A 22854-nucleotide genomic window follows, 5' to 3' on the forward strand; every position below is an offset into this window, starting at 1 on the left:
AGAAAGCGGGCGCCGGATGGCATCGGCGGCCGCATGAGCAGGAGGCAATTTGGCTTATCTCATCGACCGGCGCTTGCAGGGCAAGAACAAGTCCGCAGGCAATCGTGAACGTTTTCTGCGGCGCTACAAGTCGCAGATCAAGGAAGCCGTTGCCCGCGCGGTGAAAGGGCGTTCCATCACCGACATCGAGAAGGGCGAGAAAGTCTCGATCCCGGTGAAGGACATCAATGAGCCTACTTTCGGCCATGCGTCCGGCGGCGTGTGGGAAGTCGTGCGTCCCGGCAACGAGGAATATCAGAAGGGCGACCAGCTGCAGCGGCCCAAGGGCGGCGGTGGCGGCGCCGGCAAGGGCAAGGCCAGCAACAGCGAGGAAACCACCGAAGACGAGTTCGGCTTCGAGCTGACCCGCGAAGAGTTCATGCAGTATTTCTTCGAGGATCTGGAACTGCCCAACCTCGTCAAGACCCAGCTGCAATCGATCACCGAATTCAAGCAGCAGCGCGCCGGCTTCAAGCTTTCCGGCACCACCTCCAACATCCATGTGCTGCGTTCGCTGCGCGGCGCCCTCGGCCGGCGCATCGCCGTCGGCGGCGGTTCCCGTGCCCGCCTGCGCGAGGCGGAGGATGAACTGGAGCAGCTGCTGAAGACGGTGCACGAGGATGATCACCGGGTGCTGGCGTTGAAGGAAGAAATCCGCCATCTGCGCTTCCGCATCAACGCCATTCCCTTCATCGACCCGATCGACCTCCGCTACAGCAACCGGGTGCAGGTGCCCAAGCCGTCGAGCCAGGCGGTGATGTTCTGCGTGATGGACGTGTCGGGTTCCATGGACCAGGCGAAGAAGGACGCGGCCAAGCGCTTCTTCATCCTGCTCTACCTGTTCCTGACCCGCGCCTATGAAAAGATCGAGGTGGTGTTCATCCGCCACCATACCCAGGCGTCGGAAGTGAGCGAGGATGAATTCTTCAACTCGCGCGAGTCGGGCGGCACGGTGGTGTCGTCGGCGCTGCATCTGCTCGACAAGATCATCCGGGAGCGCTACGCCAACACCGACTGGAACGTCTACGTCGCGCAAGCGTCCGACGGCGACAACTGGGACAGCGATTCCAAGACCTGCCGCGACTTGCTGGTCAACCGCATCATGCCTGCGGTGCAGTATTTCGCCTATGTCGAGATCACCGAGGGCGAGCCGCAGAACCTGTGGGAAGAGTACGCCGGCATCGCCGAGACCCAGCCGAATTTCGCCATGCAGCGCATCGAGTCGCCGGCCGACATCTATCCGGTGTTCCGCGAATTGTTCAAGAAGCAGACCACATGACCACAGCCACCGCCACCAAGAAGCCCGCCCGCAAGTCCTCGCGCCGCAAGAGCGGTCCGGTGCGCCTGCCGGAGCAATCGGAGTGGACCTTCGAGCTGATCGAGCAGGCGCATGAAGAGATCCGCCGCGTGGCCGAAGGCTTCGGCCTCGACACCTACCCGAACCAGCTGGAGGTCATCACCGCCGAGCAGATGATGGATGCCTACGCATCGGTCGGCATGCCGGTGTCCTACAGCCACTGGTCGTTCGGCAAGCACTTCATGTCGACCGAGAAGAGCTACAAGCGCGGCCACATGGGCCTGGCTTACGAGATCGTCATCAACTCCAATCCCTGCATCGCCTACCTGATGGAGGAGAACAGCCTGACGATGCAGGCGCTGGTGATCGCGCATGCCTCCTACGGCCACAATTCCTTCTTCAAGGGAAACTACCTGTTCCGCACCTGGACCGATGCCGACGCCATCATCGATTACATGGTGTTCGCCAAGAACTACATCACCGAGTGCGAGGAGCGCTACGGCATCGATGCGGTGGAGATGGTGCTCGATTCCTGCCACGCGCTGCAGAACTACGGCGTGGACCGCTACAAGCGGCCGGCCCGGCTCTCCATCACCGAGGAGCGCGAGCGCCAGCAGGAACGGGAGCGCTACCTGCAGTCGCAGGTGAACGACCTGTGGCGCACCATCCCGCGCAAGCACGAAGCCGCGGCCATCGACGCGCCCAAGCGCTTTCCGGCAGAGCCGCAGGAAAATCTGCTCTACTTCATCGAAAAATACGCGCCCCTGCTGCAGCCGTGGCAGCGCGAGATCGTGCGCATCACGCGCAAGATTGCGCAATATTTCTATCCGCAGCGCCAGACCCAGGTGATGAACGAAGGCTGGGCCACCTTCTGGCATTACACCATCCTGAACCAGCTGTACGACGAGGGCGTGGTCGGCAACGGCTTCATGATGGAGTTCCTGCAAAGCCATACCAACGTGGTGTACCAGCCGCCGGTGACCAGCCGCTTCTACAGCGGCATCAACCCGTATGCGCTCGGCTTCGCCATGATGCGCGACATCCGCCGCATCTGCGAGGACCCGACCGAAGAGGATCGGCGCTGGTTCCCCGACATCGCCGGCAGCGACTGGAAGAGCACCCTCGACTTCGCCATGCGCAATTTCAAGGATGAGAGCTTCATCGCCCAGTATCTGTCGCCGAAGCTGATCCGCGACTTCCATTTCTTCGCCATCCTCGACGACGACAAGGAAGAGAACCTGACCGTATCGGCCATCCACGACGAAGCCGGCTACCGCCATATCCGCGAGCAGCTGGCCGGCCAATACAATCTCGGCAACCGGGAACCGAACATCCAGGTCTGGTCGGTGGACACCGATGGCGACCGGGCGCTGACCCTGCGTCACAATCAGTACATGCGGCGGCCCTTGAATCAGCAGGCAGAGGAAGTGCTCAAGCATGTGACCCGCCTGTGGGGCTTCGACGTGCGCATGGAAACGGTGGATCCGGACGGCAACATGATCACCCGCATGGAGTGCAAGCACGAGAAGCAGCATCGTATCTGACGCCTCGCATTGCCATGCATCCGGGCCGGAAGGATGCATGGCAATGCATGGAGCCTCCGCAGACGGCACGTCCTGCAAACGCGCTCACCTGAGGCCTGAGTGAAGACTTCAGCGAAGGTGCTGCCGAATCCTGTCGGCAATTCCTGCCGTCAAGCATGTTCGCATTTACAGTTCGCTGCTGTAATTTTTGCATCTTTCCTGTAGTCGCTTCTACACTTTACCGCCGTCCTTTCCCGCTTTCGCGTCTCTTTCCCTGGTGTTCGCCGTGCCATCGCGCTTGTTGCAGCATTGGCACGACCATTGCCTGAGTCTGTCTTGCTTCGACCATCGCATCGCCATCCGGCACCTGTTTCGAACCAGACCAAGGAGAGATTTCCATGTTAAAACGTGAGCACATGCCGCACATCCTGGGGGCTGCAACGCTGGCCGTCATGTTCAGCGCCGCATCCGTCCACCCGCAAACCACCGGCGCCAGCCCGAGCACCCCGTCGAGCGCCGCCTCTTCCTCCGACAAGACGTCCGCATCTGGCACCGCCACTGCCGGCGGCATGGACAAGGCAGCGGCTGCCAGCAAGAGCGGCAGCAGCACCATGAGCCGCGGCGACCAGCGCATGATGCGAGACCTTGCCCACGCGAACCTCTCGGAAGTGGCTGCAGGCAAGCTGGCGCTGGAAAAAACCAAGGATGAGCGCGTGAAGTCCTTCGCCCAGAAGATGATCGACGACCATACCAAGGGCATGGATGACCTCCAGAAACTGGCGCAGGCCAAGGGCGTGGATCTGCCGACCGAGCCGGACACCAAGCACAAGGCCGCGATGAAGGGGCTGGAGAAGCTCTCCGCCGAGCAGTTCGACAAGAAATACATGGCCCAGGGCGGCCTCGCGGACCACAAGGCCACCCACAAGCTGCTGGAAAAAGCCCAATCCAAGGCCGGCGATGCCGATCTGAAAGCGCTCGCCGCCAAGATGCAGCCCATCGTCGATGGCCACCTGAAGTTGGCCCAGGACACCACCGGCCGCACCAGCGCCACCAAGGCGGCATTCGGCAACACCAAGCTGGACAAGCCGAAGTCGGGCGACACCGCTTCCGGCAGCTCCGGTACCAGCGGCAGCGCCAGCTCGGGCAGCGGCTCGCAGCTCGGCAAATGACGGCATCCCCGATATCGACATCTGGACAATGGAGAAATTATGGATAAGGACGACGTCGTTTCCGTATTGAATGATCTGATCGAAACCTGCAAGGATGGCGAGGAAGGTTTTCGCGTCTGCGCCGAGGACATCAGCGACCCGCAGCTCAAGACCCTGTTTTCCAATCGCTCCCAGGCATGCGCCAAGGGAGCAGCCGAGCTGCAGCAGATGGTGACCAGCTACGGCGGCAAGCCGGAGACCGGCAGCAGCGTCTCCGGCACCCTGCATCGGCGTTGGGTCGACATCAAGTCGCTCGTCACCGGCAAGGACGACAAGGCGGTGCTGGAAGAGTGCGAGCGCGGCGAGGACGTGGCGAAGAAGAGCTATCGCCAGGCCTTGGAAAAGGAGTTGCCGGCGGAGGTGCGTTCCGTCGTCGAGCGCCAGTATCAGGGCGTGCTGCAGAATCATGATCAGGTGAAGCGCCTGCGCGAGCAGTATCGCAATACCTGACGCGGCGCAGCCGTATTGCCGCCAGCCGGCGCCTTCTCGCAAGGGAGGCGCCGGCTTTTTTTGCGGCTGGACAGTCGGCCCGCGGCATGGGGCGCCTGGCGGGCTGGAGTAAAATAGCGCCCTCTCTGGAGCGCCGTTCAGGCGCTCAACGGCTTGCCGGCCTTGCCTCATCTCCGCTGCAACGCCGCCCATCATTTTCCGGAACCCCTGCGCATGTTGCGACTGAATGAAGTAACCCTCCCGCTCGACCATCCCGAAGAAGACTTGAAAGCCGCCGTGCTGGCGCGGCTGCAGATACCGGAACAGGATCTGCTCGGCTTCAATATCTTCCGCCGCGGCCACGATGCCCGCCGCAAGAGCGCCATCCTGCTGGTGTACACCCTCGACGTGGAAGTGCGCGACGAGGAAGCGCTGCTGCGGCGCTTCCAGGGCGTGGCCAATATCGGCCGCACGCCGGACATGGAATATCGCTTCGTCGCCCAGGCGCCGGCAAGCTTCGGCGGCAAGCGGCCGGTGGTCATCGGCACCGGTCCGTGCGGCATCTTCGCCGGCCTGATTCTGGCGCAGATGGGCTTCAAGCCCATCATCCTGGAGCGCGGCAAGGCGGTGCGCGAACGCACCCAGGATACCTGGGGCCTGTGGCGCAAGCGGGTGCTGCAGCCGGAATCGAACGTGCAGTTCGGCGAAGGCGGCGCGGGCACCTTCTCCGACGGCAAGCTGTACAGCCAGATCAAGGACCCGAAGCACTACGGGCGCAAGGTGCTGGCCGAGTTCGTCAAGGCTTACGCGCCGCCGGAAATCCTGTACGTCAGCAAGCCGCACATCGGCACCTTCCGCCTGGTGAAGATGGTGCAGGCGATGCGCGCCACCACCGAATCCTTTGGCGGCGAATTCCGCTTCCAGAGCAAGGTGGTGGACCTGAACATCGAGGACGGCCGCATCCGCGGCGTGGTGCTGGAAGGCGGCGAGGTGATCGATACCGACCATGTGGTGCTGGCAGTGGGCCACAGCGCGCGCGATACCTTCCAGATGCTGTACGACCGCGGCGTGTATGTGGAAGCCAAGCCCTTCTCGATCGGCTTCCGCGCCGAGCATCCGCAATCGCTGATCGACAAGGCCCGCTTCGGCAAGTTCGCCGGCCATCCGCTGCTCGGCGCTGCCGACTACAAGCTGGTGCACCATGCCAGCAATGGGCGCACGGTGTACAGCTTCTGCATGTGCCCGGGCGGCACGGTGGTCGCGGCCACCTCGGAGCCGAACCGGGTGGTCACCAACGGCATGAGCCAGTACTCCCGCAACGAGCGCAATGCCAACAGCGGCATCGTGGTCGGCATCACGCCGGCGGTGGACTATCCCGGCCATCCGCTGGCCGGCATCGATTTCCAGCGCGCGCTGGAGTCGCGCGCCTTCGAGCTCGGCGGCGGCAATTACGATGCGCCCGGCCAGCTGGTGGGCGACTTCATCGCCGGCCGGCCCTCCACCGAATTCGGCTCGGTGCTGCCCTCCTACAAGCCGGGCGTGCACCTCGGCGACCTCGCGCCCAGCCTGCCGGAATATGCGATCGAAGCCATGCGCGAAGCCTTTCCGGCCTTCGACCGCCAGATCCGCGGCTATGCAATGCACGACGCGGTGCTGACGGGCGTGGAAACGCGCACCTCGTCGCCGGTGCGGGTCAAGCGCCAGGACAATTTCCAGAGCATGAACGTGAAAGGCCTGTTCCCGGCCGGCGAGGGCGCGGGCTATGCCGGCGGCATCTTCTCCGCCGCGGTGGATGGCATCAAGGTGGCGGAAGCCGTGGCGCTCAGCCTGGTCGGGCGCGAGGATGCCCAGGGCGGCTCGGCGCCGGGCATGCAGACCTACTAATCCACTTCCAGCGTCAGCAGGCGCGGCTTGCGCCTGCCTGCCTCGATCTCCAGGAAGCCCACTGAAATCGGCAGCTTGAAGCGGCGCGGCCCGGCGCTGCCGGGGTTGATGTAGATGACCTTGCCTTCCATGCTGATCTGCGGCTTGTGCGAATGTCCGCTGATCACCACGTCGGCCCCGGCCGCATCCTCCGGACGCAGTTCCTTCAGGTCGTGTATCACCAGGATGCGCACGCCCTCTACGGTGAGGGTTTCGACTTCGTTCAAGCCGTGCGCCCAGTCGCCGCGGTCGTTGTTGCCGCGCACCGCCAGCACCGGCGCGATCTTCGCCAGATCTTCCAGCACCTCGGGCGCGCAGATGTCGCCCGCATGGATGATGCAGTCCACGCCGGCCAGCGCATGCCGCGCTTCCGGCCGCACCAGGTTGTGGGTATCGGAAATGAGGCCGATCACGAGGCCCAGGCGATCCGGTTTGTTCGTCGTCATGCGGCTACGACACCGGATCGATCACCGGGTTTCGTCTCGACGTGAGTCAAGCCGGAATCAGGCCTTCCGCCACCATCGCCTTGCGCACCGCCGGACGGGCGGCCACGCGCTGCTGGTAGGCGCCGATCGCCGGCCAGCGGCTCAGGTCGATGCCGACGCGCGGCGCCCAGTTCAGCACGGTGAACAGGTAGGCATCGGCCACGGTGAAGCTGTTGCCGGTGAGGTAGTCCTTGCCTCCCAGCTGATTGGCCACCGCGTCCAGCCGATTGGCGAGGTTGTCGCGGGCGATGGTCTTGTACTCTTCCGGCGTGGTCGGGCGGAACAGCGGGCTGAAGCTCTTGTGCAACTCGGTGGAGATGAAGTTCAGCCACTCGATCAGGTGGTAGCGTTCCATGCTGCCGGCGGCTGGCGCCAGCTTGCTCTGCGGCGCCTGGTCGGCGAGGTATTGAACGATGGCCGGACCTTCGGTGAGCACGTCGCCGCTGTCGAGCTGCAGCGCCGGCACATAGCCGCGCGGATTCACCTGGCGGTAGTCGTTGCCGCTGGCGGTCTTCTTGTCCGCCAGATTGACCCGCTCGGTCTCGAAGTCGAAGCCGGCTTCGCACAGCACGATGTGCGGGGACAGGGAGCAGGCACCGGGGGAAAAATAGAGTTTCATTCGTCAGGCTCCTATAGGGATCATGCGGTGAGGCGGAACTGAACAAATCGTCAATCCGGAGTGCGATGGTAGCGCAGCCGGCGCGATCCTGCTCCTGCCTGCGCAGCCTCAAGCGCCGCCAACCGGCGCATGCCGCCCGCTTGCCATGAAGGCTATAATCGTCCGGGCCAAATCCAAAAACAGCAGGCGGAGACAATGAACACCACCCACTACCCCCATTGGCCGGCGGGCATGCCCTATGCCATTTCCACGCCGGAAACCAGCGTCTACCTGAACCTCGAGATATCGGCGCGCCGCTATCCGAACCGGCCGGCGATCATCTTCTACGACGCGCTCCTGACTTACGCCGAGCTGGACCGCCAGGTGCGGCTGCTGGCCGGCTATCTGCAGCAGCAATGCGGCGTGGCGCGGGGCGACCGGGTGCTGCTCGACATGCAGAACAGCCCGCAGTTCATCATCGCCTACTTCGCCATCCTGCGCGCCGACGCCATGGTGGTGCCGGTGAACCCGATGCTGATGACCGACGAGCTGCAGCATTACGTGGAAGACAGCGGCGCGTCGGTCGCCATCGCCGCCCAGGAAGTGTTTCCGCGCCTGGCGCCGCTGGTCGGCAACACCGGCCTGACGCATGCCATCGTGGCCAGCTACTCCGACTACCTCACCGCGCCGACCGACCTCACTGTGCCCGACTTCGTGCGCGCCCCGCGCAACGTGCCGGCGCAGGACGGCGTGGCGACCTGGAACGACGCCCTCGCCGCCGGCTGCGAGCCGGGACCGCACCAGGCCGGCCCGGACGACCTCGCCTGCATGCCCTATACCTCCGGCACCACCGGCAAGCCCAAGGGCTGCGTGCATACCCATCGCTCGCTGATGTTCAACGCCGTCGCCAGCCCCACCTGGTCCGGCGCCACCGTCGCCGACCAGGTCACGCTGGCGGTGCTGCCCTTCTTCCACGTCACCGGCATGCAGTCGGTGATGAACTCGGCCATCTACTGCGGCGGCGCCATCGTCGTGCTGCCGCGCTGGGACCGCGACGCCGCCGGCCAGCTGATCACCCGCTATAAGGTCACCGGCTGGACGCTGATCCCGACCATGATGATCGACTTCCTCTCCAACCCGCGCCTCGGCGAGTACGACATCAGCGGCCTCAAGCGCATCTCCGGCGGCGGCGCCGCCATGCCGGCCGCCATCGCGCAGAAGCTGCTGGAGCTGACCGGCCAGACCTACATGGAAGGCTACGGACTCTCCGAAACCATGGCCGCCACCCACGTCAACCCGCCGCATCGCATGAAGCAGCAATGCCTCGGCGTGCCCTACTTCAACGTCGACGCCCGCATCGTCGATCCGGTCACCTTCCAGGAAGTGCCGCAGGGCGAGCAGGGCGAGATCTGGCTGCACGGCCCCCAGGTGTTCCAGGGCTACTGGAACGACCCGCAGAAAACCGCCGACGCCTTTGCCGAACTCGACGGCAAGCGCTTCTTCCGCTCCGGCGACCTCGGCTACATGGACGAGGAAGGCTTCTTCTTCTTCACCGACCGCCTGAAGCGCATGATCAACGCCAGCGGCTTCAAGGTCTGGCCGGCGGAAGTGGAAGCGATGATGTACCAGCACCCGGCGGTGCAGGAATGCTGCATCATCGCCGCCCGTGACGCCTATCGCGGCGAGACGGTGAAGGCGGTGGTGGTCAGGCGCCCCGGCAGCGAGGCCAGCGCCGAGGACATCATCGAGTGGGCGCATGCCAAGATGGCGGCATACAAGACGCCGCGGGTGGTGGAGTTTGTAGAGGCCTTGCCGAAGTCGGCGACGGGGAAGGTGATGTGGCGGGTGTTGCAGGAGAGGGAGATGGCGAAGTGAGACAGGAAGCCCCGCAGATTTGGTCCGCGGGCGCTTTTCAGCAGGATGTTTGCATTCGAGGAAATAGCTTCGTATAAGCTCGCAACTGCCTGATCAAATTGTGGGTACTACACCTTAGCGGTTGCTCCATTGTGCGGCAAACATTCCGGATTGAACGACAGATCAACCTGTCAAATAAGAGAAACCGGTCGCCCCACTGGCCGGGGCTACACACCAAAGCGATCTTGAGCATTCTTAAAGCTCGGAACATCAATGCGAAAACCGGGGAATTTAAGCCGTCGGAAGATTATTCTTTGAATGTATGCAATAAGATCGCTTTTCTTCATGACTTTGATTTTTAATCAGGCAAAGTCACATTTATGACAGGCGGTAAACCGTTAGGCACCAGAGATCCGTCGCACCTTATCTCGAACTTTATTACTCCTCCCGAGCCAACATTCGGTATCTCAAGCTTCACGCGCCTGCTATCCTGTGCCACGTAAGGCTCAGCCACTGAAATATGTTTGCCGCCTTGGACTCTATTGTCATATACAGCAGCATCCACTCTGACAAGTCCATGATTTTTGTTTTCACCAATGCCTTTAACTGTATAGTTACCCGGTCCAGTCTTATCAATCTTTGTGCTTAGAATGCAGCTTGGCCCATTAGATTGTTTATGAGGCGTTAGAAACCCAGAGCGAACAATATTGTTTTGACTTACATATTCTTTCCTCGGCACTCCACTTATTGAGCCGGCCCTGTTTTGTTGAACTGAAACGGTGTCATGCTGCGTAAGCGACCGTGTGATGCTCGAAATACTTTCTGATGCGGGCCGGCATATTGGCCAGCTTGTGCAGGTAGCTGGCAACGGCCCGTTTCAATTCGCCCTGGCCGCGCCGTGGCGCCAACTTTGACATCGCCTGCTTCAGGTCCGCATTGAGCAGTTCATCCGGGTTTAATTCCGGGCTATAGCTCGGTAGATAAAATACTTCGATTTGCGCTCGGTGTTTGTTCAGCCAGGCCACGACTTCTGGCGCCTTATGCACCTTCAGGTTATCCAGAATCAGGAACACCTTGCGCTTGGCTTCGTGTGCCAGGCGGCGCAGGAAGCCAATTAGCAGGTTGGCATTGATTGCCTGCTTGAGCATCATCCAGCGCACCTCACCCTTGTTCGTCACCGCCGAGATCAGATCCACCTTTTCCCGTCGATGACACGGCCGCACCACCGGTGTATCACCAGCAGGGGCATAACTGCGCCCACGTACGTCATCGCTGCGCAAGCCGGTCTCGTCGCCCCAGTAAATCTCGCCATCTTCGGCCGCCGCCCGGCCGGCGATGACCGGGTATTGCTCGTCGAGCCAGCGCTGCACCGCCACCGGGTCTTGTTCGTAGGCACGTTCCAAGGGCTTTTGCGGCGTATAGCCCCAGCGCTTGAGGTACTTGCCCGTGGTGCGCACGATCAGCCGCTGGCCGGTCTGCTGCGCAATGAGTGCTGCCACCGCCGCCCGGCTCCACAGCGCGAACGGCAAGCCCAGCTCATCCGGTGTATGCTCGGCCACCAACGCCTGAATCGCCTGCTGCTGGCGGGCATCGAGCAAACAGTTTTCTCCCTTCCGTGGCCCGCGATGCTGCTGCACCGGCACGGCTGCCCAGCCGCCCTCACGGTACGCCCTGACTGCGCTGATGGCCGTGTTGCGCGATACTTCGCACAAGGCGCTGACCTGGTCGTACGTCATGCCGCTCAAATACAGTTTCACGGCGCGCCGCCGCCGTTCATTCAACACCACCACTGGCAGCAGTCGACTATCGCTGCGTTGCTCCATCGGTTCCATGATTGGCTCCTGCGTATCGGTCGTCAATCCCTTGGATGCCAATATCCGATGCACAATTTCGACAACCCGCTGGCTACATAACGCGTTGCTTGATCGAAAGTCAGGCTCGATATATCAAGGCCGGATCAATAAATTAAATGAACTGGACGAACAGCCATTAGCAAACGATGTGCCAAGGCAAGTTGGCACGCCAGTTTCGAATGATGGAAGCGGATGTAGGTTTTTCGTTCAGAACGGCTTAAAGAGACGTCGATTGCCAGACATATCGAGCAGAGACGGCAACAAAAAATTGCTTTTCTTTCATTTCGGCGACATCTGCTATACGAATGAGAGAGCAGTTTTTTTCATTAATCTCCTCAAGCGCATGATCAACGCCAGCGGCTTCAAGGTCTGGCCGGCGGAAGTGGAAGCCATGATGTACCAGCACCCGGCGGTGCAGGAATGCTGCATCATCGCCGCCCGCGACGCTTATCGCGGCGAGACGGTGAAGGCGGTGGTAGCCAAGCGGGCAGGCGTCGAGGCCAGCGCCGAGGACATCATCGAGTGGGCGCATGCCAAGATGGCGGCGTACAAGACGCCGCGGTTGGTGGAGTTTGTAGAGGCCTTGCCGAAGTCGGCTACGGGGAAAGTGATGTGGCGGGTCTTGCAGGAAAGGGAAATGGCGAAGTGAGGTAAGAATGTCACGCAGGGCTTGAGCGCTGCGTGATCCCTGATTGACTCATTGATTCGCAAAGTGGGATTACGCTGGCAATGTCGAATTCATTACCCATTTGGCGTTGTATTGCATTCCCTCTTTGGTGTCGTCGTCGGTGCGGCACGATGAGGTTGTGCCGCCAATATTGGCACCGGAAAAGACGAAAATCTGTCATCACGGTCAAGTGACGGCAGCCAATTTTTTATTTCTCTGCTCATGATCCAATTTTTTTTTGTGTGGGGAAAGCCAAGGTTTGATGTGATGAATTTGTAAAACGAGAAAATTTTTTCGATTGTGAGTCGTCTGATGCGGAAAGCATGCTTCCGCCAAATTTCCGTTGAATCAAAATGAGGAACGGCTTGCAGTTACAGATCCCAAGATATCAAACCTGAAGAAATCAATTTTTGCGCTGGTTGCTTTCGCTGTGCCGATCGCTGCTTTCGCCTTGCTGAAGAATGAATTCAGAGTACCGGATCAACCCGTCGATACTTTGCATTCCAGGGTAAAGCCTCTTCAACGCCTTGAGACCGCGAATCAACTCTTGATGCATTGCTTTAGTACTTTCGCCCGAGAGCGCCAATTCAGTCGAAATCTGCCGAGGCGTTGTCTCTTTGTCTTGCATCATAAGCTTCGCTTTGCCAACAAAATCAATGTAGCGTCTGCAGTTCTGGATTATTTCTTCCTTGAACCGAGGGTTGGTTGACAGAAGGTTTTGAAATACCAGCTTGAATGTTGTGACGATGTTTTGCGGAACCTCGTAAAGGTAAACGTTGGGCTTGCTGGGATCAGCTACAAGTTCATTGGTGCCATTTTCCACAAAGTCTCTTATCTGGTTCATATAGGGCGTATTGGGTTCAATATTGCCCATAAATGTGTTGTACCCAGTCCTGTTGAAGAAATCGGTAATTACGGTAACTGCATTGACCTTGAGCTTCGTTGCCATCTGGCGTTCGTCGAGGTCACTTTTTCCCTTGGTCAAATCTCCCCAGAGTTCGTCAACAATTGGCAGTTTCGCAGTTACCGTTTTTGCAAATTCGGGAAGTGCCCTAAGAGCTTCAGCCAAGCCAAATAATTCCGCTTCAATGAAGGGATCGTTCAATTCTTCGATATTGCTTCCCACCGCAGCAATTTTTGCTTCTATCCCTAAGCCGGTTACCACATGAGCCATATCGTGGCCGGGGAGATAAAAATCGAATTGATGCGTCAATCCGTGAGTAACGAAAGTTCTTCCATTGTTGGTTAACGTTATTTCGCCATAAAACTTTCCATCCACGTTTGCTGAGGTTGAATCTACAGTCCCAGACGGGACAAACCTAATTGTTGAGTGAGCCTCAACCGAAAAGGACTCTATATTGGTCGGGATAGATTCATCCGGTGGGTTGGCAGGCTCCAAGGCAGGAGCGGCGGTTCGCAGAATATTTCTTATTCCCTTATCGATGACATACCCAAACGCTTTATTCTGTCGGATTGCTTGCTGAATAAGCGGTGGAAGTTCACTAAACTCCACTTCTGCAAGCCACTTGTTCAGTGTCTCGGTCGATGCAGTTCGTATTTGATCAAGTATCGCCGCATTCGTTTTCTCGAGTTCATCTTCAGAAGCCGTGCCATCGCTACCACCCACAGGGTCGCTCTGGCCAGTGCTTCCACCACTTGGATTGTTACGCCAACCAGCCCCCAAGACTTGAGCTGCCAAGAAGGCAGCCGCCTGCTCGGGCGTCATTCCGGTAGCCTGCATGACCCGCCGCACATTCCCTTCACTGACACCGTATTTCTCCGCCGCTGCGGCAGCGGAGTCGCTTCCGCCGGTGGGATTGATGGCTGGCTTCTGAAGCGGCTGCGGCTGCCCGCCTTGTTGCGGTAAGTTGCCCGACGAGCGAGGCGACTGCCCAGGCAATGGGACAAACGCGGCCTCGGCAACAGCGCCGCTCTTGCGCTGCGCCAGCACGTAATTGCGCAGTCGCTGAATCCAGCGCGTGTCGCGTGTATTGCCGCCCGGCGGTAGTAGATCCAGCCGGTTTGCGGGTATGGGGTACACCCGGGGCGGCTTGGCCTGCGGGTTGCCAAAGCCGATCCAGGCGCTGCCATCCTGGGTATAGAGCGTCAGAGTGGCGATATAAGAGCGATTTGGTGCACCGCCGCCGCCTGGAATCGAGATGCCAGGCCCATTGTTCTCAACTCGCATCACCGGTTGGGGAACACCTGACCGATCGAACACCACCGCCTTGAAGGGAGAGCGCTGCCGGGCAGCGCTTATACGACCGTCGATGGCATCTTTCCAAAGCCGTTGCGCCAGCGTGGTGAATCCAGCGTCGTCCATCGGAATGCCAAACAAGCTTACGGATCCGCTGAATCGCAAATGAATCGCCCGGATGCCCTCGATGATGCCGCGCACCCGTTCAACCGGGATGGCGCGCTTGTTATCCACCTTATCGTCCAGCACCGCATGGATGAGCTTGTTGTAGATGGCGACGGTGAGCGTATCCAGGCAATACGTGGCGAGAGGTTCCGGCAGAGCGGCTTCAAGCACTTTCTTCTTTCCCGCTTCGTACAGCCCCGGCAAATCGCCGGCTAGCAGGCGCTCTTGATCCCACTTGGCGTTGCCGCTGATGATGCCAGCGGCGAACTCGTTGGCGAGACGATTGGCGTGGCTTTGCTGCTGTGGCGTGGATATGGCAATAGGCGCCGAGGATGATGGCGTGGTCGATGCGCTTGCCTTTGCCTGCGTCGCTTGGCCCTCCTGAGTGCCGACCTGCCCAAGTTTGTAGCCTGCGGTTGACTGTCTCGCTGTCGTTGGTGGTGGCGAAGAGGTGTTGGCGTTCTTCACGTACCTGTCCTGCAACTCGCGTAAGCCATTTGGCGATCCGAATGCAGTGACCATGACTCGCGTGAACATGGCGAGAAAGGCCGGATCGGTTCGCTTGTTGGGATCGGAAGTCAGCAGTTCGCCAAGACCTGCGGCAAGCCGGCTCAGCGCAATCTTCTGCTGCATGGACAGCTTATTTTTCGCCTCAAGCAAAGGCAGCCGAATTTTAAGTTTTGCGGCTTTGTCGAGAGCGATCTCGCTCATCTGCAGATCGCGCTGCGATAGTGCCCAGGGAATTTCACCGGTGAGCTTGGACCAGTTGAGTTCAGCTTCGGAAGGGCCCAGGAAGCCAAGCGCGCCTGCGAGCGCATTGCCTACTTTGGAAGGCGCTTGTTGTGGTACAGGTAGCGCTTTTATTGCGTTCGTGGCGCCCGACGCATTTTTTAATACTTGGATGATCTCCGCTGATAGACCAGATGCTGCGGATTCGGCTGGCGGAACGAAAGCCACTTTCGGCACAGAGGCTGTTGCACCAGGTTGCATGGAACCAGTATGGATCGCCGTATTAAACTTGATCAGCTTAGGAAATGGTTTCTTCCACATGGCAGCATCCTTTAAAAATCAGATCAGCAATGAGGCAAGACGTGTTACGGGTGTCAAAAATATCGGTTGAAAACGATGATGTTCACTGCAATTTGCGTCGCCGCTACGATGAGCGATCTATTAACGCTGAGCCATATCGATCGAGATTTGCAATTTCGCAATTTCGCAATTTTATTTCTGAGTAGCCTTCAATCTTCGCCTTTTGATACGAGGGTACTTACTAGATGAGGTTGATTTAATCGATACAAGGCAATGGACGACTGCACGTGCAGTTTGGAACTAGGTAGCAAAAGCTGATCCAATGCACGGTAGTCTGGCGCTTGAAGTTGTGGCAGCGGGACGGCGATGTGCGTCGGAGATTAGTCAAGAGCAATGCCGAATGCGGCGCGTCGGCACCGAGCGCTCAGAGCGGCATTCTTACCTTTAAGCAGTATCCTTCTTTCAAGGCGATGCAGGACATCAAGTGCACTAGTCCTTTAAAAACTGGCCTGCAGATTGAGCTGCCTCCTCGCGTACAATGGCGCCTGCCCATCCCCGCCACCCCAGCATGACCATCCTCCTCTCCACCCTCAACGCCCGCTACACCCACGCCTCCCTAGGCCTGCGCTACCTGCTGTCCAACATGGGCGACCTGCAGCCGGTGACGCGGCTGCAGGAGTTCGTCATCGGCGCGAAGACCTCTGACGTGGTGGAGCGGCTGCTGGCGCACCAACCGAAGATCATCGGCTTCGGCGTCTATATCTGGAACGTGGAAGAAACCAGCCGGGTGGTGGCGATGCTCAAGCGGGTGGCGCCGCAGGTGGTGATCGTGCTGGGCGGGCCGGAGGTGTCGTACGAGCCGCAGGAGCAGCGCATCGTGCAGCTGGCGGATTACCTGGTCACCGGCTGGGGCGACGTCACCTTTCCCGCGCTGTGCCGGCAGATTTTGCATGGCCCGAAGCCGCTGATGAAAATCCATGCGGGCGCGCAACCGCCGCTGGAAGAGATCAGGCTGCCGTATTCGCAGTACAGCGACGAGGACATCGCCCACCGCACCCTGTACGTGGAAGCCTCGCGCGGCTGTCCATTCAAATGTGAATTCTGCCTGTCATCCCTGGACAAGACCGCCTGGCCGTTCGACCTCGATGCCTTCCTCGCCGAACTGGAGGCGCTGCATGCGCGCGGGGCGCGGCTGTTCAAGTTCGTGGACCGTACCTTCAATCTCAACATCAAGTCCAGCCTGCGCATCATGCAGTTCTTCCTCGACAAGCTGGCGGCGCATCCCGACGATCCGGTCTACGCCCATTTCGAGGTGGTGCCGGACCATCTGCCGGATGCGCTGAAGGAGGCGATCCTGAAATTCCCAGCCGGCACGCTGCAGTTCGAGATCGGCATCCAGAGCTTCAATCCCAATGTGCAGACACTGGTGAGCCGGCGCCAGAACAATGAAAAGGCCGCGGAGAATATCCGCTGGCTGTGCAGTCATACCCAGGCCCATCTGCATGTGGACCTGATCGCCGGCCTGCCGGGCGAAGACATCGCCAGCTTCGCCGCCGGCTTCGACAAGCTGGTGGCGCTGGGGCCGCACGAGATCCAGTTCGGCATCCTGAAGCGGCTGCGCGGCACGCCGATCATCCGCCATACCGACGCCTACGGCCTGGTGTTCGATCCCTATCCGCCCTACAGCATCCTCGCCACCGACCGCATCGACTTCGCCAGCATGCAGCGCCTGGTGCGCTTCGCCCGCTACTGGGACCTGGTGGCCAACTCCGGCCGCTTCGCACATACCCTGCCGCTGATCCTGCGCGATGCGCCCTTCGCCCATTTCATGGCGCTGTCGGACTGGCTCTACGCCCAGACCGATGCCACCCACCGCATTGCGCTCGACAAGCTGGCGGCGCTGGTCGGGAAATGGCTGCGCTTGCAGGGACTGGAAAAGGAAGCCGAAGCGGCGCTGGCGAACGACTATGCGGGGCAGGCGGGCAAGCCGGGGAAAAATGCCGGCAAGGCGGAAAAGGCTGTCAAGGCGGATGCCGCCGCCCTGCCGCGCCAGCAGCGGCATGCGGCCGCCTGACGAGAGGAATGGAAACCTACTGCGGTTGCTGCACGCGCCACGCGTCAATCAGGTTGCGCAAGTTTGCATCCACCGATTCCAGCGGCAGGCTTTTCGCGTGATGGAAGATCATGGTGGCGTAGAGCGTGGCCAGCGCATCCACCTCGGGCGACAGCGCCCTTTCCTCGCCGCTGGACGGGCGCAGCTGGCGCCAGTGGTTGATGGCCTGTTCGAGTTCGGCGAGCGTGATCTCCATCGTTTTTATCTCCCTGAATGCGCGCTCAGAAACACAGGATGATGCGGTTGGCCAGGTCCACCACGAAGGCCGGCTGCAGATAGCCGGCGAAGGCCACGGCGAGGATCAGCGCCGCCGCGACGGCGATGAGCAGCTGCTTGATCCGGACCGGCATGGCGCTCTCCTCAGGCAGTGGCGGGCTGTGCCCGCGCGATGGGCTTTTCGTTGATCGGCAGGTTGATCAGCGCGGCGAACAGGCCGAGGCCGACGGTGATCAGCCAGACCGTGTTGTAGCTGCCCTGCAGGGTGAACAGGTAGCCGCCCAGCCACACGCCGAGGAAGCTGCCGACCTGGTGCGAGAAGAACACGAAGCCGGACAGCATCGACAGATAGCGCACGCCGAAGATGCCGGCCACCACGCCATTGGTCAGCGGCACGGTGGAGAGCCAGAGCAGGCCCATGCCGGCGGCGAAGATGTACACCGACCACGACGTCAGCGGCGCCAGCAGGAACAGGGTGATCAGCACCGCGCGGGTGAAGTAGATGGTGGAGAGCAGGTAGCGCTTGGGGAAGCGGCCGCCGAGCTTGCCCGCATAGTAGGAGCCGAAGATGTTGAACAGGCCGATCAGCGCCAGCGCCATCACCGCCACCGTCGGATCGAGCAGGCCCTTGTCCTTCAGGTAGGACGGCATGTGCACGCCGATGAACATGAGCTGGAAGCCGCACACGAAATAGCCGGCCACCAGCAGCTGGAAGGGCCGGTGCGAGAAGGCTTCGCGGATGGCTTCGGCGATGCTCTGCTGTGGGCCGCCGCTTTTCTGCGGCGGCGGCTCGCGCAGCTGCAGCGCCAGCGGCACCATCAGCAGCAGCACCGCCGCCGACAGGATGTAGAGCGCGCCCTGCCAGCCGGAGGTGGAGATGAGCTGCTGCTCGATCGGCATCAGCGCGAACTGGCCGAAGGAGCCGGCGGCGCCGGAAATGCCGAAGGCCCAGGAGCGGCGCGATTCCGGCGCCACCCGGCCGACGATGCCGGTGACCGCGCCGAAGCTGGAGCAGGCCAGCGCGCCGCCGAGCAGGATGCCGACGCCGATGACGTAGACCGTCGGCTGGTCGACCATGGCCATCCACAGCAGGCCGGCGGCGTAGAGCAGCGCGCCGAGCAGCACCACGCGGGCGGTGCCGAAGCGATCGGCGGCCATGCCGGCGAAGGGGCCGAAGGCGCCCCACAGCAGGTTCTGCAGCGCCTGCGCCAGGGAGTAGGTTTCACGGGTCCAGCCGTGCGCCTGGGAAATCGGCTGCAGCCAGAAACCGAAGCCGTGCCGGATGCCCATCGACACCGTCAGCACGAGGCCGCTGGCGATGAGCACGGTTTTGAAGGAAGGGGCGCGGTCGACGGTGAGCATGGCTGTCTCTTGTTATCGGTTGAAGTCCGAGTGTAGCGCAAAGCGGTTTTCCGCACCGGGCGCAGGTTCCTTCAAAAACCCGAAGACTCCATGGCCGGATGCAGGCCGCGCAGGAAGGCGATGCGCCGGCCGACCGCCGACTGGCTGGCGCGCGCCGAGCGCCGGTCCGCCCCTGGGCTGTCCTGACGCTGCTGCTCCAGCCGGGCCACTGCCTGCTGCAGCCAGGAACGGAAGGCCGGCTGCAGCGGGCCGCGGTAGCGCCGCGCCGCATCCTGCACCAGGGATTCGAAAGTGCGGTCGTCGAGTCTGCCGTCGGCGATCGGATCGGTCGGCCGGCCCAGGCCGGCCAGCGCCTTGTCAAGGAAGAAGCGCCGCACTTCCCAGCCGGCCCCGGTTTCACCCAAGGCTTCAATTTCGTCCAGCCGGCGGAAGGTCGGCGCGCAGTAGATGGCCTGGCCTTCCACCCAGGAGGCGGCCCAGGGCATGCCGTGATAGTCGACGCCGATGTCGAGGTAATGCTGGTGCGACAGCACATAGCGGTAGGCGGGATCGCTCGCCTTGGGCGATTGCGCCAGGAAGGCGGCGGTAGGCTGGGCGCGGCGCCGGTCTTCCGCGAGGAAGGCATCGATGAAGCCGGGATCGCCCTTGGCGGCGGCGGTGAAGGCCTGGCAGGCGGCGATGTCCTCGCGGAAGGCCGCGAGGATGGCCTGGGCCTGTTCATCCTCCGCCCGCGGCGCGGGAGCGGGCGCGGGCGCGGCCGCGGGCATGGCGGGTGGTGGCTGTTGGTTGGCGCAGCCCGCCAGCGTCAGGAGCAGGCAAACGATCACGAAGCGCGTTGGCATGTTTCCTCCCGGTTCCGCTTGTTTTTCGTCTGCGTTTGAGTGTGTCGCTCCGTTCTGGTTGCATCGAAGGCGGCGGGCGCCGCTTTCAATCCGCCAGGAAATCCGCCACCAGCCCGATCTGTTCCGGCACGTTCAGCGCCGGCGCATGGCCGCAGCCGGGGATGACTTCCAGACGGGCGCGCGGGCCGCGCCGGGTCATTTCCTCTGCGGTTTCCTGCAGCAGCAGGTCGGAATCGATGCCGCGCAGCACCATCACCTTCATGTCCAGCGCATCGTAGGCCGGCCACAGGTCGTAATCCCGCGGATGGACGATGAATTGCCGCACCATCGCCGGATCGTAATGCGGCGCGATCCGGCCGTCGGGCAGGCGGCGCGCCGAGGTCTCGGCCATGCGCCGCCATTGGGCATCGCTCTGCCAGCCGTAAGGCTTGTAGACGGTGCGCAGGAATTGCTCGAACTCCGCCATGGTGGCGAAGGCGGGCGGATTGCCGGCATAAGCCTTGATGCGCTCGATCGCCGCCTGCGCCAGCGCCGGGCCGTTGTCGTTGATTACCAGGTGGCTGATGCGGCCCTTGAGCGTGGTGGCGCCGGCCACCGTGCCGATGGCGCCGCCCATGGACGTGCCGACCCAGCGCAGCTGCTTCATGCCGAGTTGGTCGGCCAGGTCGCGCGCCAGTTCGGCGTAGAAGGCGAGGCAGTATTCCTTGTCCGGATCAGGACTCCATTGCGAGAAGCCGCGGCCCAGGGTGTCGGGGCAGACGATGCGATAGCGGTCGGCGAGGGCGGCCGCCAGGTCGTCGAAATCGCGCCCGGTGCGCGCCAGGCCGTGCCACATGAGGAGCGGCGGCGCGTCCGGCCTGCCCCATTCGACGAAGTGGATCTCGCGGCCCTGGCACTGCACGTAGCGGGAGGATGGCTGGTTCATGGCGTCTCTCACGACTTCTTCGCGAGACGGGCGGCGCGCAGCTTGCCGACGATGCCGGTGGGGAAGAAGTACACCGACAGCACGAACAGGATGCCCAGCCACAGCAGCCAGCGGTCCGGCGACAGCAGCGCCGGCAGCAGCGGCAGCGAGGCGGTGGCGGCGGATGCCATGCCCATCAGGTCCTGCAGGTAGCTTTGCGCCAGCAGGAACAAGGTGGCGCCGCACACCGCGCCGTACAGCGTGCCCATGCCGCCGATGACGACGATGAGCAGGATGTCGATCATGATCTCGAAGGACAGCGAGGTGTCCGGCCCGTTGTAGCGCAGCCAGAGCGCCAGCAGGCAGCCGGCCAGGGTGGCAAACAGGGCGGCCAGCACGTTGGACCAGGTGCGGTACACGACAGTGCGGTAGCCGATCGCCTCGGCGCGGAAATCGTTCTCGCGGATCGCCTGCAGCACCCGGCCGAAGGGAGAATTGACGATGCGCAGCATGGCCAGGAACAGCAGCAGCGCGATGGCGAACACCAGGTAGTAGGTGATCAGCCGGCCGTCGAGCGATACGCCGAACAGCGGGTTCTCGCTGAGCTGGAAGGCGGGGGAGAGCACGTCCGGCAGCTTGAAGTTGAGGCCATCCTCGCCGCCGGTGATTTCCGACAGCTGCGAAGCCAGGGTCTGGAAGGCGGAAGCCACCGCCAGCGTGATCATGGCGTAGAAGATGGCGCGCACGCGCAGCGAGAACAGGCCGATCACCAGCGACAGCAGCGCCGACAGCAGCAGCGCGCCGCCGGCGCCCAGCAGCAGGCTGCTCCAGCCGGGGCCGAGCCTGGCGCTGGCGATGGCCACGCCGTAGGCGCCGATGCCGAAGAACATGGTGTGGGCGAAGGAGACGATGCCGGTATAGCCGAGCAGCAGGTCGTAGCTCGCCACCAGCACGATGAAGATCAGGATCTTGGCGGCCACGTTGAGCGCCTTGGCGCCGGGGAACAGGAAGGGGGCCAGCGCCAGGCCGAGCACGATCACGGCCAGGAGCGCCGCCAGCGCCCGGCTGCGCGGCAGATCGCGGGAGAGGAGTCGGGTCATCATCGGTTGGTCACCGCGAAGAAGCCCTGCGGGCGCCACAGCAGCACGGCCACCATCAGCAGGATGTTGGAGAACAGCGCCAGCTTCGGCGCCAGGAAGCCGGTGTAGTTGGCCATCAGCCCGACCAGCAGCGCCCCGAGGAAGCAGCCGGTGGTGGAGCCGAGGCCGCCGATGATGATGACGATGAAGATCAGCACGTTGACCTGGCCGCCCATCTGCGGCACCACGTTCTGCTGATACAGGCCCCACATCACCCCGCCCAGTCCGGCCAGCGCCGAGCCGGCGACGAACACGCCGACGAACAGGCGGCGGATGCGGTAGCCCAGGCTCTCCACCATTTCCCTATCCTGCACGCCGGCGCGGATCAGCAGGCCGAGCTTGGTGCGGTTCAGCACCAGCAGCAGGACGGCGAGCACGACAAGCCCCACCGCCATGGCGATCAGGCGGTATTTCTCGACGGCGGCATCGCCGAGCAGCACCGAGCCGCGCAGCGCCGCCGGCAGCGGCAGCGGCTGCTGCGCCGGGCCCCACACCACCTTGATCAGTTCTTCGCCGATCACCATGCCGCCCATGGTGATCAGGATCTGCTTCAGGTGCTGGCCATAGACCACCCGCACCAGCACCCGCTCGAACGCCAGGCCGATGGCGCCGGCGGCGAGCATGGCAGCGGCCATCGCCAGGCCGATCGCGGCAAGATTGCGGCCCAGATCGTCGGCTTCTATCCACTCTGGTATAGCGCCGGTCACCGACAGCGCGACGAAGGCCCCGAGCGCGATGAACACGCCATGGCCGAAGTTGAGTACGTCCATCAGGCCGAAGATCAGCGTCAGGCCGGAGGCGATGATGAAGATGATCATGCCCATCGCCAGGCCGGCGGCCGTGAGCGTGACCCAGGTCGGCGCCGAGCCGACGAAGGGCAGGGCCGCCAGCGCCAGCAGCGGCACCAGCAGCAGCGGCATCCAGTCGATGCGCCTCGGCGCCGGCGGCGCGGCATGGACGGCGGGCGCGGCCTGAATCGGCGCTGCCGTTTCCACGGGAGTGGCTTGTTCC

Annotated in this window: 18 protein-coding genes and 1 pseudogene; 8 read left to right on the forward strand and 11 right to left on the reverse strand. The window is 62.0% G+C overall.

Going from position 1 to position 22854, the window contains the following annotated elements; genetic code table 11:
• Positions 1–49: 49 nt before the first annotated feature.
• From CHB88_RS01445 to CHB88_RS01465, 5 genes are all read left to right on the forward strand, one after another.
• Positions 50–1318, forward strand: a complete 1269-nt coding sequence (locus CHB88_RS01445; protein ID WP_089397504.1) for a YeaH/YhbH family protein — start codon at positions 50–52, stop codon at positions 1316–1318.
• Positions 1315–2880, forward strand: coding sequence for a SpoVR family protein (locus tag CHB88_RS01450; RefSeq protein ID WP_089397505.1), 1566 nt, complete (start codon positions 1315–1317; stop codon positions 2878–2880). The genes CHB88_RS01445 and CHB88_RS01450 overlap by 4 nt, the downstream gene beginning before the upstream one ends.
• Positions 2881–3257: 377 nt before the next feature.
• Positions 3258–4028 (forward strand): DUF4142 domain-containing protein, encoded by a 771-nt coding sequence (locus CHB88_RS01455; RefSeq protein WP_245844640.1) that lies wholly within the window; start codon positions 3258–3260, stop codon positions 4026–4028.
• A gap of 39 nt (positions 4029–4067) precedes the next feature.
• Entirely contained in the window at positions 4068–4517 is a 450-nt protein-coding gene (locus tag CHB88_RS01460) for a PA2169 family four-helix-bundle protein (protein WP_089397506.1), read from the forward strand.
• Positions 4518–4730: 213 nt separating this feature from the next.
• The gene (locus CHB88_RS01465; RefSeq protein WP_089397858.1) at positions 4731–6380 is read left to right on the forward strand and encodes an NAD(P)/FAD-dependent oxidoreductase; all 1650 of its coding nucleotides are present in this window, start codon (positions 4731–4733) and stop codon (positions 6378–6380) included.
• On the opposite strand, the gene CHB88_RS01470 is transcribed toward CHB88_RS01465, so the two are convergent.
• Together CHB88_RS01470 and gstA are read right to left on the reverse strand one after the other, a co-directional pair.
• Positions 6377–6865, reverse strand: a complete 489-nt coding sequence (locus CHB88_RS01470; protein ID WP_089397507.1) for a metallophosphoesterase family protein — start codon at positions 6863–6865, stop codon at positions 6377–6379. The genes CHB88_RS01465 and CHB88_RS01470 overlap by 4 nt on opposite strands.
• Before the next feature lie 46 nt (positions 6866–6911).
• Positions 6912–7523 carry a glutathione transferase GstA gene (gene gstA, locus CHB88_RS01475; protein WP_089397508.1) on the reverse strand — a complete coding sequence of 204 codons (612 nt, stop codon included), beginning with the start codon at positions 7521–7523 and terminating at the stop codon, positions 6912–6914.
• Positions 7524–7718: 195 nt separating this feature from the next.
• On the opposite strand from gstA, the gene CHB88_RS01480 reads away from it, so the two are divergent.
• Entirely contained in the window at positions 7719–9377 is a 1659-nt protein-coding gene (locus CHB88_RS01480; RefSeq protein ID WP_089397509.1) for a long-chain fatty acid--CoA ligase, read from the forward strand.
• A 761-nt stretch (positions 9378–10138) separates the two neighbouring features.
• On the opposite strand, the gene CHB88_RS01485 is transcribed toward CHB88_RS01480, so the two are convergent.
• Positions 10139–11179, reverse strand: a complete 1041-nt coding sequence (locus CHB88_RS01485) for an IS630 family transposase (RefSeq protein ID WP_425436051.1) — start codon at positions 11177–11179, stop codon at positions 10139–10141.
• Positions 11180–11483: 304 nt separating this feature from the next.
• Between CHB88_RS01485 and CHB88_RS01490 the strand changes: the two are divergent.
• A pseudogene (locus CHB88_RS01490) lies at positions 11484–11858 on the forward strand (AMP-binding enzyme); the annotation flags it as partial.
• A gap of 421 nt (positions 11859–12279) precedes the next feature.
• On the opposite strand, the gene CHB88_RS01495 reads toward CHB88_RS01490, so the two are convergent.
• Positions 12280–15288, reverse strand: a complete 3009-nt coding sequence (locus tag CHB88_RS01495) for a hypothetical protein (RefSeq protein WP_143131100.1) — start codon at positions 15286–15288, stop codon at positions 12280–12282.
• Positions 15289–15835: 547 nt separating this feature from the next.
• Between CHB88_RS01495 and CHB88_RS01500 the strand changes: the two genes are divergently transcribed.
• Positions 15836–17341: a B12-binding domain-containing radical SAM protein gene (locus tag CHB88_RS01500; RefSeq protein WP_089397859.1), complete on the forward strand. Its 1506-nt coding sequence runs from the start codon at positions 15836–15838 to the stop codon at positions 17339–17341.
• A 16-nt stretch (positions 17342–17357) separates the two neighbouring features.
• Here CHB88_RS01500 and CHB88_RS01505 read toward each other — a convergent pair whose 3' ends face one another.
• The 7 genes from CHB88_RS01505 to CHB88_RS01530 form a co-directional block, all read right to left on the reverse strand.
• Positions 17358–17576: a DUF3717 domain-containing protein gene (locus CHB88_RS01505; RefSeq protein WP_089397512.1), complete on the reverse strand. Its 219-nt coding sequence runs from the start codon at positions 17574–17576 to the stop codon at positions 17358–17360.
• A 25-nt stretch (positions 17577–17601) separates the two neighbouring features.
• The gene (locus CHB88_RS25790) at positions 17602–17730 is read right to left on the reverse strand and encodes a hypothetical protein (protein ID WP_281254967.1); all 129 of its coding nucleotides are present in this window, start codon (positions 17728–17730) and stop codon (positions 17602–17604) included.
• Positions 17731–17740: 10 nt separating this feature from the next.
• Positions 17741–18958, reverse strand: a complete 1218-nt coding sequence (locus tag CHB88_RS01510; protein ID WP_089397513.1) for an MFS transporter — start codon at positions 18956–18958, stop codon at positions 17741–17743.
• A 71-nt stretch (positions 18959–19029) separates the two neighbouring features.
• A complete protein-coding gene (locus tag CHB88_RS01515) occupies positions 19030–19800 on the reverse strand; it encodes a hypothetical protein (RefSeq protein ID WP_089397514.1) in 771 nt (256 codons plus the stop codon).
• A gap of 85 nt (positions 19801–19885) precedes the next feature.
• Positions 19886–20725: an alpha/beta fold hydrolase gene (locus CHB88_RS01520; RefSeq protein ID WP_089397515.1), complete on the reverse strand. Its 840-nt coding sequence runs from the start codon at positions 20723–20725 to the stop codon at positions 19886–19888.
• An 8-nt stretch (positions 20726–20733) separates the two neighbouring features.
• Positions 20734–21807 carry a branched-chain amino acid ABC transporter permease gene (locus tag CHB88_RS01525; protein WP_089397516.1) on the reverse strand — a complete coding sequence of 358 codons (1074 nt, stop codon included), beginning with the start codon at positions 21805–21807 and terminating at the stop codon, positions 20734–20736.
• Positions 21804–22763, reverse strand: a complete 960-nt coding sequence (locus CHB88_RS01530; RefSeq protein WP_245844694.1) for a branched-chain amino acid ABC transporter permease — start codon at positions 22761–22763, stop codon at positions 21804–21806. Before CHB88_RS01530 ends, CHB88_RS01525 begins: the two co-directional genes overlap by 4 nt.
• Positions 22764–22854 lie beyond the last annotated feature (91 nt).

This window comes from Noviherbaspirillum humi, from assembly GCF_900188095.1.
Taxonomy (GTDB): Bacteria; Pseudomonadota; Gammaproteobacteria; order Burkholderiales; family Burkholderiaceae_D; genus Noviherbaspirillum; species Noviherbaspirillum humi.

Excerpts from the sequence above, each read along its gene's own strand:
- CHB88_RS01500 (WP_089397859.1), top strand. The coding sequence starts at position 15,836 with ATGACCATCCTCCTCTCCACCCTCAACGCCCGCTACACCCACGCCTCC.
- CHB88_RS01470 (WP_089397507.1), bottom strand. The coding sequence starts at position 6,865 with ATGACGACGAACAAACCGGATCGCCTGGGCCTCGTGATCGGCCTCATT.
- CHB88_RS01520 (WP_089397515.1), bottom strand. The coding sequence starts at position 20,725 with ATGAACCAGCCATCCTCCCGCTACGTGCAGTGCCAGGGCCGCGAGATC.
- gstA (WP_089397508.1), bottom strand. The coding sequence starts at position 7,523 with ATGAAACTCTATTTTTCCCCCGGTGCCTGCTCCCTGTCCCCGCACATC.
- CHB88_RS01515 (WP_089397514.1), bottom strand. The coding sequence starts at position 19,800 with ATGCCAACGCGCTTCGTGATCGTTTGCCTGCTCCTGACGCTGGCGGGC.
- CHB88_RS01485 (WP_425436051.1), bottom strand. The coding sequence starts at position 11,179 with ATGGAGCAACGCAGCGATAGTCGACTGCTGCCAGTGGTGGTGTTGAAT.
- CHB88_RS01495 (WP_143131100.1), bottom strand. The coding sequence starts at position 15,288 with ATGTGGAAGAAACCATTTCCTAAGCTGATCAAGTTTAATACGGCGATC.
- CHB88_RS01510 (WP_089397513.1), bottom strand. The coding sequence starts at position 18,958 with ATGCTCACCGTCGACCGCGCCCCTTCCTTCAAAACCGTGCTCATCGCC.
- CHB88_RS01460 (WP_089397506.1), top strand. The coding sequence starts at position 4,068 with ATGGATAAGGACGACGTCGTTTCCGTATTGAATGATCTGATCGAAACC.
- CHB88_RS01455 (WP_245844640.1), top strand. The coding sequence starts at position 3,258 with ATGTTAAAACGTGAGCACATGCCGCACATCCTGGGGGCTGCAACGCTG.
- CHB88_RS01450 (WP_089397505.1), top strand. The coding sequence starts at position 1,315 with ATGACCACAGCCACCGCCACCAAGAAGCCCGCCCGCAAGTCCTCGCGC.
- CHB88_RS01530 (WP_245844694.1), bottom strand. The coding sequence starts at position 22,763 with ATGCCGCTGCTGCTGGTGCCGCTGCTGGCGCTGGCGGCCCTGCCCTTC.
- CHB88_RS01480 (WP_089397509.1), top strand. The coding sequence starts at position 7,719 with ATGAACACCACCCACTACCCCCATTGGCCGGCGGGCATGCCCTATGCC.
- CHB88_RS01465 (WP_089397858.1), top strand. The coding sequence starts at position 4,731 with ATGTTGCGACTGAATGAAGTAACCCTCCCGCTCGACCATCCCGAAGAA.
- CHB88_RS25790 (WP_281254967.1), bottom strand. The coding sequence starts at position 17,730 with ATGCCGGTCCGGATCAAGCAGCTGCTCATCGCCGTCGCGGCGGCGCTG.
- CHB88_RS01505 (WP_089397512.1), bottom strand. The coding sequence starts at position 17,576 with ATGGAGATCACGCTCGCCGAACTCGAACAGGCCATCAACCACTGGCGC.
- CHB88_RS01525 (WP_089397516.1), bottom strand. The coding sequence starts at position 21,807 with ATGATGACCCGACTCCTCTCCCGCGATCTGCCGCGCAGCCGGGCGCTG.